General features: G+C 66.3%; 14 protein-coding genes. 8 read left to right on the top strand and 6 right to left on the bottom strand.

The window, feature by feature from the left end; all coding sequences use genetic code 11:
• Window positions 1-7: 7 nt before the first annotated feature.
• The 5 genes from ACQ858_RS17330 to ACQ858_RS17310 form a co-directional block, all read right to left on the bottom strand.
• Window positions 8-547 (bottom strand): hypothetical protein, encoded by a 540-nt coding sequence (locus tag ACQ858_RS17330; RefSeq protein ID WP_431273872.1) that lies wholly within the window; start codon window positions 545-547, stop codon window positions 8-10.
• 350 nt (window positions 548-897) lie between these two features.
• Complete coding sequence (locus ACQ858_RS17325) at window positions 898-1938, bottom strand: VWA domain-containing protein (RefSeq protein WP_431273871.1); 1041 nt, start codon at window positions 1936-1938, stop codon at window positions 898-900.
• Window positions 1935-2927 (bottom strand): DUF58 domain-containing protein, encoded by a 993-nt coding sequence (locus ACQ858_RS17320; protein ID WP_431273870.1) that lies wholly within the window; start codon window positions 2925-2927, stop codon window positions 1935-1937. The genes ACQ858_RS17325 and ACQ858_RS17320 overlap by 4 nt, the downstream gene beginning before the upstream one ends.
• Window positions 2908-3918: an AAA family ATPase gene (locus ACQ858_RS17315; RefSeq protein ID WP_431273869.1), complete on the bottom strand. Its 1011-nt coding sequence runs from the start codon at window positions 3916-3918 to the stop codon at window positions 2908-2910. Before ACQ858_RS17315 ends, ACQ858_RS17320 begins: the two co-directional genes overlap by 20 nt.
• Window positions 3919-3941: 23 nt before the next feature.
• Complete coding sequence (locus ACQ858_RS17310; RefSeq protein WP_431273868.1) at window positions 3942-4946, bottom strand: S1C family serine protease; 1005 nt, start codon at window positions 4944-4946, stop codon at window positions 3942-3944.
• Window positions 4947-5032: 86 nt separating this feature from the next.
• On the opposite strand from ACQ858_RS17310, the gene ACQ858_RS17305 reads away from it, so the two are divergent.
• Both ACQ858_RS17305 and ACQ858_RS17300 read left to right on the top strand, forming a co-directional pair.
• Window positions 5033-5893, top strand: a complete 861-nt coding sequence (locus ACQ858_RS17305) for a TatD family hydrolase (protein ID WP_431273867.1) — start codon at window positions 5033-5035, stop codon at window positions 5891-5893.
• A gap of 114 nt (window positions 5894-6007) precedes the next feature.
• Window positions 6008-6406 carry a hypothetical protein gene (locus ACQ858_RS17300; RefSeq protein WP_431273866.1) on the top strand — a complete coding sequence of 133 codons (399 nt, stop codon included), beginning with the start codon at window positions 6008-6010 and terminating at the stop codon, window positions 6404-6406.
• 66 nt (window positions 6407-6472) lie between these two features.
• Here ACQ858_RS17300 and ACQ858_RS17295 read toward each other — a convergent pair whose 3' ends face one another.
• The gene (locus ACQ858_RS17295; protein WP_431273865.1) at window positions 6473-7306 is read right to left on the bottom strand and encodes a mechanosensitive ion channel family protein; all 834 of its coding nucleotides are present in this window, start codon (window positions 7304-7306) and stop codon (window positions 6473-6475) included.
• A gap of 44 nt (window positions 7307-7350) precedes the next feature.
• Between ACQ858_RS17295 and ACQ858_RS17290 the strand changes: the two genes are divergently transcribed.
• The 6 genes from ACQ858_RS17290 (at window position 7351) to ACQ858_RS17265 (ending at window position 12865) form a co-directional block, all read left to right on the top strand.
• Window positions 7351-7884 (top strand): DNA-deoxyinosine glycosylase, encoded by a 534-nt coding sequence (locus ACQ858_RS17290; protein ID WP_431273864.1) that lies wholly within the window; start codon window positions 7351-7353, stop codon window positions 7882-7884.
• Window positions 7881-8624, top strand: coding sequence for a spermidine synthase (locus ACQ858_RS17285; RefSeq protein ID WP_431273863.1), 744 nt, complete (start codon window positions 7881-7883; stop codon window positions 8622-8624). The genes ACQ858_RS17290 and ACQ858_RS17285 overlap by 4 nt, the downstream gene beginning before the upstream one ends.
• A gap of 20 nt (window positions 8625-8644) precedes the next feature.
• Window positions 8645-10429 carry a GspE/PulE family protein gene (locus tag ACQ858_RS17280; RefSeq protein ID WP_431273862.1) on the top strand — a complete coding sequence of 595 codons (1785 nt, stop codon included), beginning with the start codon at window positions 8645-8647 and terminating at the stop codon, window positions 10427-10429.
• A 139-nt stretch (window positions 10430-10568) separates the two neighbouring features.
• A complete protein-coding gene (locus ACQ858_RS17275; RefSeq protein ID WP_431273861.1) occupies window positions 10569-10727 on the top strand; it encodes a hypothetical protein in 159 nt (52 codons plus the stop codon).
• Window positions 10728-10845: 118 nt separating this feature from the next.
• Window positions 10846-11334, top strand: coding sequence for a tripartite tricarboxylate transporter TctB family protein (locus ACQ858_RS17270; protein WP_431273860.1), 489 nt, complete (start codon window positions 10846-10848; stop codon window positions 11332-11334).
• Window positions 11335-11347: 13 nt separating this feature from the next.
• Window positions 11348-12865 (top strand): tripartite tricarboxylate transporter permease, encoded by a 1518-nt coding sequence (locus tag ACQ858_RS17265; protein WP_431273859.1) that lies wholly within the window; start codon window positions 11348-11350, stop codon window positions 12863-12865.
• The last annotated feature ends 48 nt before the right edge of the window (window positions 12866-12913 follow it).

Here is a 12913-nt window from a genome sequence, read left to right as displayed (position 1 = left end):
TTGCTGCTCAGAACCTGAAGCCGACGCCTGCGTACAGGCCTCCCATGGTCGCCTTGAGCACCGGTGCGTCGTCGCGCTTGAAGTGGAAATAGCGGTAGCCGAACTTGAACGTCGTGGCGTTCGAATAGCGGTAGTTCGCGCCGGCAATCGCCTGCCAGCTCAGTTCGGAGCCGCCCCCTCCGGCATCGAGGTAGCCCAGCAACGACCACTTGTCGTCGAGCGGCATGAGCGCGCGGCCGCCGACGACGCCATCCCACCAGCCCTTGCTCCGCGTGCCACCGACTGTCCCTGGCAGGGACAGGGTGCTGACCTCGAGGTCTGTCTTGGCATGGAGATAGCGGGCGCCGCCGAGAAGGTCGACCACGACAGGGCCGTCTGCCAAACGATAGAGCCCAAGGAAGGTCCAGATCTGCTGGGTGTACGTCAAGTCGAGGTTCGAGAACGGCGTCAGCGCCGCGACCGCGGGCGAGCCCGTCACGCCGAGTTTCACGTACTGGACGTCCGCCAGCGCGCCCCATGGACCCTTGCGCGCCTCGATGGCACCCATGCCGGCGAAGTCCAGACCCGTGTGAAAGACAGGGAAAGGGGGGTGGTTCCGTTGGATCCCGAGGCGCCGACGTCCACGCGCAGCGGCATGGTCGAGAGCCACAAGTAGGGCGTGACCTCGAATTGCCAGGTCGAACCCGGATCGCTGACCTGGGCGGCCACGGGCAGACAGCAAATGCCGCCCGCCAGGCCGAAGAACTTCGAAAGACTGGAACGCTTCAGCGTCTTCACTTTGGCTCCTTGCACCCCCGCGGTGCAGGAGCGGGGCGCATATTACATTGCCGCTGCCGCATGGCAAATGTCCACGGCGGGCAATGTGAGGCGGAGCTGTAAAGCGCGGACCGCCGCGGCTCAGAGGATGCGGTTGAACCAGAGCAGCGAGAGCCCGGCGGACAGCAGCGCGAGCCCGGCGGCCGCCATCGCGAAGAGCGCGGAGATTTCGGTCTCCTTCTTCTCGACCGTGAGGCGCGAACTCAGGGCGGTGTAGACCTTCTTCAGGTCGTGGGCGGTGCCGGCGTAGAAATACTCGGCGTTCGTCTTGTTGGCGATGGCCTTGAGCGTTTCCTCGTCGAGGCGCACGCGCATGGACCAACCTTCGAAGCCGATCGTCTCGCCGTCCACGGTGCCGATGCCCACGGTGTAGACGCGCACGCCGTGATCGGCCGCCGCCTTTGCCGCGTCGAGCGGGTCGACGCCGGTGGTGCGCTGGCCGTCGGTCAGCATGATGATCGCGGCGGAGGTGTACGAGCCCGGGGCGACCGGCGTGAAATCCTTCGGTGGCGGCTTGCCCGCGCGGTCGATCGGCGTGCCGCGCTCGCGGCTTTGCGGGCCGAAGTCGGAGATGTCGATGCCCGCGTCGGGGAACAGCGTGGCGAGCGACACCACGATGGCGTTGCCGGTCGCCGTCGCACGCTGGAGCTGGAAGGAGTCGATCGCGGTGACCAGGTCTTCGCGATTGGTGGTCGGCAACTGCGCCACCTGCGCGCTGCCCGCGAATGCGACGATGCCGACCTTCACGGTGCGCGGCAGTTCCTTCAGGAAGCTTTTCGCGGCCTCCTGCGCGGCGACCAGACGGTTGGGCTGAACGTCGGCCGCACGCATGCTGCCGGAGACATCCATCGCGAGAATGATGGTCTGCTGGTTCGACGGCAACACCACCACCGCCATCGGCCGCGCGGCGGCGACCAGCATGGCAGCCAGCGCGAGCATGAAGAGGAAGGGCGGGATATGGCGGCGGATCGTCTGGCCCGCGCCCATCGCCTCGCGCACGATCGACAGGCTCGCATAGCGCAGCGCGAGCTTCTTCTTGCGCCGCAGCAGCCAGAGGTACAGCAACACCAGCAGCGGCAGCGCCAGCAGCAGCCAGAGGAATTGGGGCCAGAGGAAATTCATGCTGCCACCACGGTCGAGTTTGCGAGCCCGGTGCGTACGCGACGCTTTCGCATGTCGGCGAATCGCACGATGGCCTCCACCAAGTCATCGTCGGTCGAGAGTTCGATCGTGTCAACGCTCGCCTTCGCAAGCGATTCGCGCAGCGTGATTTCGCGCTCGGCCGCGAGCCGCGCGAAGCGTTTGCGGAAGCCGGCATCGTGCGTGTCGACCCACAGCTGCTCGCCGGTTTCGGCGTCGCGCAGCGGCACCAGGCCGAGATCGGGGAGCTCGAGTTCGAGCGGGTCGAACAGGCGAACCGCGACTACATCGTGGCGTTGCGCCAGATGGCCGAGCGGACGTTCCCATCCGGGCTCGGTCAGGAAATCGGACACCACGAACACGGTCGAGCGGCGCGGCATCAGCACGGCGGCGGACTTGAGCAGCTCGGCCAGCCGGGTCATGCCCTGCTGGGCGACTTCCGCCTTCGAAGAGCGCCGCTCCATGGCGTGCAGCAGCTGCAGCACATGGCGGCGGCCGCTGCGCGGGGGAATCACGGCTTCGACGTCCGTGCCGTAGAGCATGGCACCGACGCGGTTGCCGTGCCGCGTGAGCAGACGCGCGATCACGCCGACGAAGCCGGCAGAGATCTCCCGCTTGGCGCGCGTGCCGGAGCCGAAATCCACGGACCGGCTCAGGTCGAGCACGAACCACGCAGCCATCTCGCGGTCTTCGGTGAACACGCGCACGTAGGGCGTCTGCAGCCGCGCGGTGACGTTCCAGTCGATGTGCCGCACGTCGTCATGGTGCTGGTACTCGCGCAGGTCGGCCAGGTCGAGGCCGGTGCCGCGCATCAGCGTGCGGTAGTCGCCCTGCAGCAGGCCGTCGAGACGGCGGATCACGGTCCATTCGAGCCGGCGCAGCGCGCGTTCGACGCCGCCGGCCGCCGCTTCGGCGGCTGCGAGCGCTTCGTCGTTGGCGGCTTTCGCGCGCCTAGGCCACCAGCTTTTCATGCTCGAGCGGCTTCGCGGGCGCGGGCACGGCCCGCATGATTTTGTCGATGAGGCTGTCGGGCGTGAAACCCTCGGAGAGCCCTTCGTAGGACAGCGTGACGCGGTGCCGCATCACATCGGGCACCAGCGCGGTCATGTCCTCGGGCAGCGCGTAGCTCCGGCCGCGCAGAAGGGCCATCGCGCGCGCGCCTTCGGTGAGGCTGATGCTGGCGCGCGGACTCGCACCGTACGTGATGAAGCGGCGCAGATCCTTCAGGCCATGCTTCTCCGGCGTGCGCGTGGCCGACACGAGCCGGACCGCGTACTGGATCAGCGATGGATCGACGTACACGCGCCGCGCTTCGGCTTGCAGCGCGGCGAGCTGCTCGGTGGTCGCTACCGGCGCGGCCGCGACCGGCGGGCCGATCACGCGCTCGACGATCACGAACTCTTCCTCGTCCGTCGGGTAGTCGACAAGCACCTTCATCATGAAGCGGTCCACCTGCGCCTCGGGCAACGGGTAGGTGCCTTCGGTCTCGATCGGGTTCTGCGTCGCCATCACGAGGAAGGGGCGCGGCACCGGATGCGTCTCCCCGGCGATCGTGACCTGGCGTTCCTGCATCACTTCGAGCAATGCGCTCTGCACCTTGGCCGGCGCGCGGTTGATTTCGTCGGCGAGCAGCAGGTTGGCGAAGACCGGGCCGAGCGAGGTGCTGAAGTCGCCGGTCTTCTGGTTGAAGATGCGCGTGCCGACCAGGTCCGCCGGCACCAGGTCGGGCGTGAACTGGATGCGCTTGAACTGCCCACGCACGGTGTCGGCCAGCGTCTTGACCGTCAGCGTCTTTGCCGGGCCCGGCACGCCTTCGACCAGCAGGTGGCCGTTGGCCAGCATGGCGACCATCACCCGTTCGAGAAACCGGTCCTGGCCGACGACGACGCGCTTGACCTGATAGAGGATCTGCTCCATCAGCTCGGCCGTGGATGCGGAGGTCGATTCGGTTTCGGTGCTCATGCGGTGCTCTTTCTTTCGAAGGGTCAGAAGGGAGGAGAGCCGGCGGCGGTGGCGGCGTTCTCGATCGGCACGGCGAACCCGATGCCGATGAAGGTGCGCTGCTGGGTGGGGTTGAGGATGGCGGTGACGATGCCGAGCACCTCGCCATCCATGTTGATGAGGGGACCGCCCGAATTGCCCGGATTGGCCGCGGCGTCGAACTGGATCAGGTTGGCGAGTTCCTGTTTGCCTTCGGGCGATCGGAACGAGCGGTTCAGCCCCGAGACGACGCCGGCCGACACTGAAGGCCCGATGCCGAAAGGAAAGCCGACCGCCACTACCTGATCGCCCGGCTGGAGGTCGGCGGTCGAGCGCATCGTGGCGGGGATGAGGTCGTCGGGCAGCTTCTGCGCTTGCAGCACCGCGAGGTCGTTCTCGGGCTGCACGCCGGTGATCGTGGCCGGCGATTCCAGGCCGTCGAAGAACGTCACCTTGATCGTTTCGGAGCCTGCGACCACGTGCAGGTTGGTCAGGATGATTCCCTTGTCCACGATCACCACGCCGGTGCCGACGCCGCGCTCCACCTGCTGGCCGGCCGCTTCGTCGGCAGGCGCCTCCGCAGGCTTGCCCTTGGCGAGATTGCGGCCACGCTTTTCGGCCTTGGCTTCGGGCGTGGTCTTCTCGGTGCCGTAACCCACCACGCGCACCACCGAGGGTCGGATGATCTCGGCCGCCTTGGCTGCGGGCGAGGGCAGGGTGGCGGTGTGCAAGGTGCGCAGCACCGCCTGGTCGATGTCTTTCTGCGTGAGCTGGCGATTGGCCTTGGGCCACATCACCGCACCGGTGGCGCCCATGCCAACGACGAGCGCGAGCAACAGCGCGAAGCTGCGGCGTCCGGGCTGCCAGCGCTGGGGTGCGGCGGCGGGTTGTGCGGGTTGCGTTGGCGTCGTGTCGGAACCGTCCGACGCATTCTGTGCGAAGGTCGCGCCGGATGGGGCCGCGCTGCGCGGCTCTCTGGGCGAGCGGCTGTAGAAAGCAGGCCTGCGCATCGGGCACCTCCGGCAAAGAGAACGCTTGAGGAGGCACGGTAGCACGCTTTCCACAGGTCTGCATGCCCTTCGGGCATGATCGCGAAATGGCTGTCTTCGTCGATACCCACTGCCATCTCGATGCACCCGAATTCGGCGCCGAAATGCCCCGGATCAGGGCGCGCGCGGCGAGCGTCGGTGTCGGTCTGTGCGTGATTCCCGCGGTGGCAGCCTTCAACTTCGCCGAGGTGCGGGAACTCGCGCATCTTCACGGCGACGCCTACGCCCTCGGCATCCATCCGATGTGCACCGGGCAGGCGCTGGATGAGCATCTGGACGCGCTCGATGCCGAACTGCAGCGCCAGCGTGACGACCCGCGGCTGGTCGCGGTCGGTGAGATCGGGCTCGACTTCTTCGCCCCGGGACTCGACCCCGATCGGCAGGCAACGTTCTTTCGCACTCAGTTGCAACTCGCGCGCAAGCATGGGCTGCCGGTGATCATGCATGTGCGCCGTTCAGTGGACAAAGTGCTCAAGCACCTCCGGCAGGTCGCGCCCGGCGAGCGCTGGCACGGCATCGCGCATGCCTTCAACGGCAGCGAGCAGCAGGCGCAGGCGTGCATCGAACTCGGGCTCAAGCTGGGCTTCGGTGGCGCGGTCACTTTCGAGCGCGCTCTGCAGCTGCGAAGACTGGCTGCGACCCTGCCGCTGGAGGCGATCGTCATGGAGACCGATGCACCCGACATCCAGCCGCAATGGATGTATCGCTCGCAAGCCCAGCGCGCGGCGGGCGAGCCGCAGGGCCGCAACGAACCGGGCGAACTGCCCCGCATCGCCGAGGTGGTGGCCGACCTGCGCGGCATGTCGGTGGAGGCGCTGGCCCAGGCGACCACCCGAAACGCCGTGGCAGCGCTGCCGCGTCTGTCTTCGCTGATCGACGTGTCGGCGGACATGCTGCGCACCGCGTAGGCTGATCGCCCGACTTGCGCGGCAGCGGCCTGGACGTGGGATTTCGGTGTCATCCTTGGGTTCTGCGCAGTCGTTGCGTGATAGTCACTTCAATCGACCAAGGAGCTTTCCAAGATGATCAAGACTTCCATCCGCATCCTTCCCGCCGCATTTGCGCTCGCCGTCGCTTCGGTCGCACTGCCGGCCATGGCGCAGAGCACCACCGCGCCATCGACGACCGAAAAGGTGGAGCACGCCGGCAAGGAAGCATGGGATTCCACCAAGAGCGGCACCAAGAAGGCGGTGAAGGCCACCGAACACGGCGGCGAAAAGGCCTGGGATGCCACGAAGCGCGGCAGCGAGAAAGCCTGGGACGCCACCAAGCGCGGTGCGAATGCCACCGGCAAGGCCGTGAGCGACGCGGGCGGCGCGGCGGCCGATGCCACGCGCAAGGCCGGCGACAAGATCGGTGAGCAGATTCCGGGCACCGCCCAGCACGACGCGAAGACCCAGAACGAAGCGAAGAAGCCCTGAGTTCCTCGCGCCGCAATGAAAGAAACCCGCCGGAAGGCGGGTTTCGCGTTTCAGAGCTTTAGGGCGTCATGCCGGCCTGGCGGGTGGCTGCGTGAGGTGGCGCTGCACCATCGGCGTCTCCGGCGTCGGGTAGCCGGCCGCGCCGAAGGTCTCGACGATTGCGCGGTGCGTGTCGAAGTACACCTGCCAGTAGTGGTCCGTGTGCGTGTAAGGGCGCACCGCGAGCAGCGGGCCCTCCGCGGTGAACTGCAGGATCTCGACGTCCGGCGGCTGCTCCTTCGAGACGTTGGGGATCTCGCTCACCGCGGCCTTGAGCCGCTGGATGGCGTCGCCGACGTCCACGCCGTTGGCGATCTTGGCTGTGACGTCGACGCGCCGCCATTGCAGCGTGCTGAAGTTCTGGATCGTCTCGGACAGCACTTTGTTGTTGCCGACGGTCACGACGGTGTTGTCGGGCGAGATGAGCGTGGTGCCGAAGAGGCCCAGCTCCTTGACGGTGCCCGTCACGCCGCCGACGGTGACGAAGTCACCCACGCGGTACGGCCGCAGCACCTGCAGGAAGACGCCGGCCGCGAAGTGCGTGAGCAATCCGCCCCAGGCGGTGCCGATCGCGAGGCCCGCGCCGGCCAGCAGCACCGCGAAAGAGGTGGTGCGGATGCCGAACATGTCGAGGATCGCGAGGATCAGGACGATGTTGAGAATCACGCCGAGGATCGAGACCAGGTAGTTGCTCAGCGTGGGGTCCATGCGCTTGCCGCGCTCGATGGCCTTGCCGACGAGCTTCTGGGCCAGGCCGATCAGCCATCGGCCGATGACCCAGGCGATCAGGGCGCCAATGACTTTCAGGCCAAAATCGACGCCTTGCGTCGTTATGAACGTCCAGATCGCTTCCGTATTCAAGTTCTTCTCCTCACAGGTGCCGGTGATTCACACCGGCAAGCGTTATGGATAAGCCAGCCTCGCGCCCTGTCGACGCGGACGCCGTGCTCACGGGCCTCGCGCCGATCGTGTCGGAGAACACCGCCTTGCTGATCCTCGGCAGCTTTCCGGGGGCACGTTCGATCGCGGAGCAGCGGTATTATGCGCACCCGCAGAATCATTTCTGGAAAATTTTGCAGGCTCTGTGGCCCGCGAACCCGCTCCCAGTGGGCAATGACAGCTATCAAAAGCGTAGCAATTGGCTGCTCGAGCGAGGGTTGGGCGTGTGGGACGTCTACGCGAGCTGCCGGCGCGAAGGCAGCCTCGATTCGGCAATCCGCGACGCGGTCGTCAACGACATCGCCGGCCTTCATCTGCCCAGGCTGACCGCCATTGCGCACAACGGCGGCGAGAGCTTCCGGCACGCCAGGCACACGCGCACGCTGGGCGTGCCGGTGCACCGGCTGCCGTCGTCGAGTCCCGCCAACGCATCGTGGAGTTTCGAGCGCAAGGTGGCGGCCTGGCGCGAAGTGTTTGAAAGGTATCTGGACATCCCATGAAGGCTTCTCTCCCCGAGGTCAACTTCTCCGATTGGGGAGATGTGCGCTACCTGCACCTGGGCACGGAATGGGTTCAGGGCTCGATGAAGCTCGACGCGCCCTTCGAGATCGAGCTCGAATACGTGCAGCGCATGATGGCATGGCTGCTCTTCGTCGATCCCGCCGAGGTCGCTAAACGCCATGCGATGCAGCTCGGGCTGGGTGCCGCGAGCCTGACGAAGTTCTGCCGCAAGCAGCTGCGCATGCGCACCACCGCGATCGAGCTCAATCCGCAGGTGGTCGCGGCATGCCGGGGATGGTTCAAGCTGCCGGCGGACGACGCGAAGCTGCAGGTCGTCGTCGCCGATGCGGCCACCGAGATCCGCAAGCCGCAATGGCTCGGCACGGTGGATGCGCTGCAGGTCGATCTCTACGATCACGAGGCCGCGGCGCCGGTGCTCGACAGCGAGGACTTCTATGCCGACTGCCGCGCACTCCTGACCGAGGACGGCTGCATGACGGTGAACCTCTTCGGGCGCTCCTCGAGCTACGAGCGCAGTCTCGCGAAGATCGTCGCTGTCTTCGGCGAGGAAGCCGTCTGGGCCTTCAAGCCGACGCGCGAAGGCAACACGATCGTGCTGGCGCAGCGAGAAGCCAGCCGGCCGAAGCGGCCGGTGCTTGCCGACCGTGCGCAAAGCATCCAGACTCGCTGGAGTTTGCCCGCCCCGAAATGGCTGCGCGTGTTCAAGCCCGTGGCTTGAGCGCCTGCAGGCTTGCTTCCATGAACGCTGTGACCTTGCCCTCTTCAGATTCCCGGTACGAGGGGCCGCTCGACCTGCGGCACCTCATCGAATGGCTCGCGCGGGATGGCGTGATCTCGCCGCACGAAGCCAAGCGAACGCTCGATCGATGCGCCCAGGCCGCGAGTCGCCGGGCACCGCTGGTGCGTCTCGCGAGCGTCTCGATGACGCGCGAGAGCGACGGCAAGCCGCTCGATCTCGAGATGCTCACCCAATGGCTCGCCGGCCGGGCCGGACTCGCGTACCTGCGCATCGATCCCCTGAAGGTGGACGTCGGCAAGGTGGCCGACACGATGAGCGCCGCCTACGCGGAGCGGCACAAGGTGCTGCCGGTGCAGGTGACGCCGAGCGAAGTGGTGGTCGCGACCTCGGAGCCCTTCCTCACGGACTGGATCGGCGAGGTGGAGCGCCAGTCGCGCCGCTCGGTGCGGCGGGTGGTCGCGAATCCGGCCGACATCCAGCGCTATACGGCGGAGTTCTTTGCGCTCGCGAAGTCGGTCCGCGCGGCTCAGAAGGCTGGCTCCAGCGCGGGCAGCGCAAGCTTCGAGCAGCTGGTGGAGCTCGGCAAGTCCAACAAGCAGCTCGATGCCAACGACCAGAGCGTGGTGCAGGTGGTGGACTGGCTCTGGCAATACGCCTTCGACCAGCGCGCGAGCGACATCCACCTCGAGCCGCGCCGCGACCAGGGCGTGATCCGCTTCCGCATCGACGGCGTGCTGCACCCGGCCTACCAGATGCCGATGGGCGTGATGAACGCGATGATCTCGCGCATCAAGCTGCTCGGCCGCATGGACGTGGTCGAGAAGCGCCGTCCGCTCGACGGCCGCATCAAGACGCGCAACATGCGCGGCGAAGAAATCGAGATGCGGCTCTCCACGCTGCCCACCGCCTTCGGCGAGAAGATGGTGATGCGGATCTTCGATCCGGACACCGCGGTCAAGGACCTCGACGCGCTGGGCTTCGCGCAGCACGACGCGAAGCGCTGGGAGCAGCTCGTGACGCGGCCGCACGGCATCATCCTCGTGACCGGCCCGACCGGCTCGGGCAAGACCACCACGCTCTATTCGACGCTCAAGCGCGTGGCGACCGAGGAAGTCAACGTCAGCACGGTGGAGGACCCGATCGAGATGATCGAGCCCTCGTTCAACCAGACGCAGGTGCAGCCGCAGCTCGACTTCGGCTTCACCGAGGGCTTGCGCGCGCTGATGCGGCAGGACCCGGACATCATCATGGTGGGCGAAATCCGCGACCTCGCCACCGCCGAGATGGCGGTGCAGGCGGCGCTTACCGGCCACCTCGTCTTCAGCACGCTGCACACCAACGATGCGCCGAGCGCGATCACGCGTCTGATGGAACTCGGCGTGCCCTCGTACCTCATCAACGCGGTGATGCTCGGCGTGCTGGCCCAGCGGCTGGTCCGCACGTTGTGCCCGCACTGCAAGGCGCCCGACGAATCGGTCACGCGGGAGAGGCTCGCGGAGTTCGTTGCGCCCTGGCAGGTCAGCGGTTCGGTGCGCGCCTATCGGCCCGTGGGTTGTGTGGATTGCCGCATGACGGGCTACATGGGCCGAATGGGCCTGTACGAACTGCTCACCGTGACCGAGGCCTTCAAGGGCGAGGTCACCAAGGAGCCGCGCATGGCGCCGTTGAGAAGGCAGGCAGTGGCCGATGGCATGCGGCCACTGCGGCTGGCCGGCGCGTTGCGGGTCGCCGAAGGCCTGACCACGATCGAGGAAGTGCTGAGCGCGACGCCGCCGCTCGAATAGCGGCGTCCGCCCGGCCCGGCGGGCCGGAAAAAGGAAGAATTTCACGGTCGATGCGATCGCAACATCGGCTTTTTGGATGATTCCAAGGTGCCCCCGCGTGTCGCACAGTCGAATCCCGACGACGACTCAGGAGAGCGACATGGACTCTGAGGTTTTCACGATTGGCGCACTGGCACTGCTCGTTGCGGGAGGCTGGTTGATCGACCTTCTGAACCACCGCGAGGAGTCCCGGCTCAGCCGCTCTATGATCCGCCATATCAAGAAATCGACGGACACCCTTCACGGCATGCTGCATTGACGTGGACGTGACGCCGCGGGGCAGGGATAACCCTCGAGCCCCGGTAGGTGGAATCCACATCGACCTGACTTTTGGCTGACTCCACAATTCGCGATCGAATTTTTCGTGGAGACCGTTCGTGAAAATCAAAAGTCAGAAGGACTTCTTCTCGGGGGTGATGTTCGCCGTCGTCGGAGTGGCCTTTGCCTGGGGGGCTACGACGTACAGCGTCGGCAGCGGCGCCCGCATGGGCCCGGGCTACTTCCCGTTGATGCTCGGCATCCTGATGGCCATCATCGGGCTCGCCGTCATGTTCACCGGCCTCACGGTCGAAACCGAGGACGGCGAAAAGGTCGGCAAGTGGGCCTGGAAGCAGGTCGCCTACATCCTCGGCGCCAATCTCGCCTTCGGTGTGCTGCTGGGTGGCCTGCCGAGCGTCGGCGTGCCGGCGATGGGGATGATCATCGCGATCTATGCGCTCGTGATCATCTCGAGTCTCGCGGGGGATCACTTCAATCTGAAGGACGTGCTCATCCTTGCCACCGTTCTGGCGGTCGGCAGCTACGTCGCCTTCATCTGGGCGCTGAAGCTGCAGATCCAGGTGTGGCCTACCTTCATCACGGGCTGAGGACGGCACCGACATGGATCTCATCAACAATCTCTCGCTGGGTTTCGGCGTTGCCTTCACCTTCACCAATCTTCTCTACTGCCTGATCGGCTGCATTTTGGGCACGCTGATCGGCGTGCTGCCGGGCATCGGCCCGGTCGCGACCATCGCGATGCTGCTGCCGGCGACGTATGCGCTGCCGCCGGTGTCGGCGCTGATCATGCTGGCCGGCATCTACTACGGCGCGCAGTACGGCGGCTCCACCACTGCGATCCTGGTCAACCTGCCGGGCGAATCGTCTTCGGTGGTGACCGTGATCGACGGCTACCAGATGGCGCGCAAGGGCCGCGCGGGTCCCGCATTGGCGGCCGCCGGTCTGGGCTCGTTCTTCGCCGGTTGCGTGGGCACGCTGATCCTGGCCGCCTTCGCGCCGCCGCTGACCGAGCTGGCCTTCAAGTTCGGCCCGGCCGAATACTTCTCGCTGATGATCCTGGGCCTGATCGGCGCGGTGGTGCTGGCGTCGGGGTCGCTGCTCAAGGCGATCGGCATGATCGTGCTCGGCCTCTTGATGGGGCTCGTCGGCACCGACGTGAACTCGGGCGTGGCGCGCTTCAGCTTCGACATCCCCGAACTGACCGACGGCATCGGCTTCGTGACCATCGCCATGGGTGTGTTCGGCTACGGCGAAATCATCGCCAACCTCTCGCGTCCCGAACATGAGCGCGAGGTCTTCACTGCCAAGGTGTCCGGCCTGTTCCCGACCAAGGAAGACTTCAAGCGCATGTTCCCGGCCGTGCTGCGCGGCACGGGCCTGGGCGCTGCGCTGGGCATCCTGCCGGGCGGCGGCGCGCTGCTGGCCGCCTTCGCGGCCTACACGATCGAGAAGAAGACCAAGCTGCACGCAGGCGAAGTGCCGTTCGGCAAGGGCAACATCCGCGGCGTGGCGGCGCCCGAATCGGCCAACAACGCCGGCGCGCAGACCTCGTTCATCCCGCTGCTGACGCTGGGCATTCCGCCGAACGCGGTGATGGCGCTGATGGTGGGTGCGATGACCATCCACAACATCCAGCCCGGTCCTCAGGTGATGACCAGCAACCCCGAGCTCTTCTGGGGCCTGATCGCCTCGATGTGGCTGGGCAACGCGATGCTGATCATCCTGAACCTGCCGCTGATCGGCATGTGGATCAAGCTGCTGTCGGTGCCCTACAAGTTCCTGTTCCCGGCCATCGTGCTGTTCTGCGCGATCGGGGTGTACTCGACCAACAACAACACCTTCGACATCTGGATGGTCGCGGCCTTCGGTTTCATCGGCTACATGTTCTTCAAGCTGGGCTGCGAACCTGCACCGCTGCTGCTGGGCTTTATCCTCGGCCCGATGATGGAGGAGAACCTGCGCCGCGCGCTGCTGCTGTCGCGTGGCGACTGGGTCGTCTTCGTCTCGCGGCCGATTTCGGCGGGCCTGCTCGCCGCAGCGCTCCTGCTGCTGGTGATCGTGCTGTTGCCGGCCGTGAAGTCCAAGCGCGAGGAAGCCTTCCAGGAGGAAGAGGCCTGATTGCCAGCCGCGATCTTCCTTTCGCTCAACGGCACCTTCGGGTGCCGT

Origin of the sequence: Variovorax ureilyticus, from assembly GCF_050632185.1 — a bacterium.
Taxonomy (GTDB): domain Bacteria; phylum Pseudomonadota; class Gammaproteobacteria; order Burkholderiales; family Burkholderiaceae_C; genus Variovorax; species Variovorax ureilyticus_A.
The sequence above is the reverse complement of the archived record's forward strand: the minus strand, read 5'-3'. Positions and strand labels throughout refer to the sequence as shown.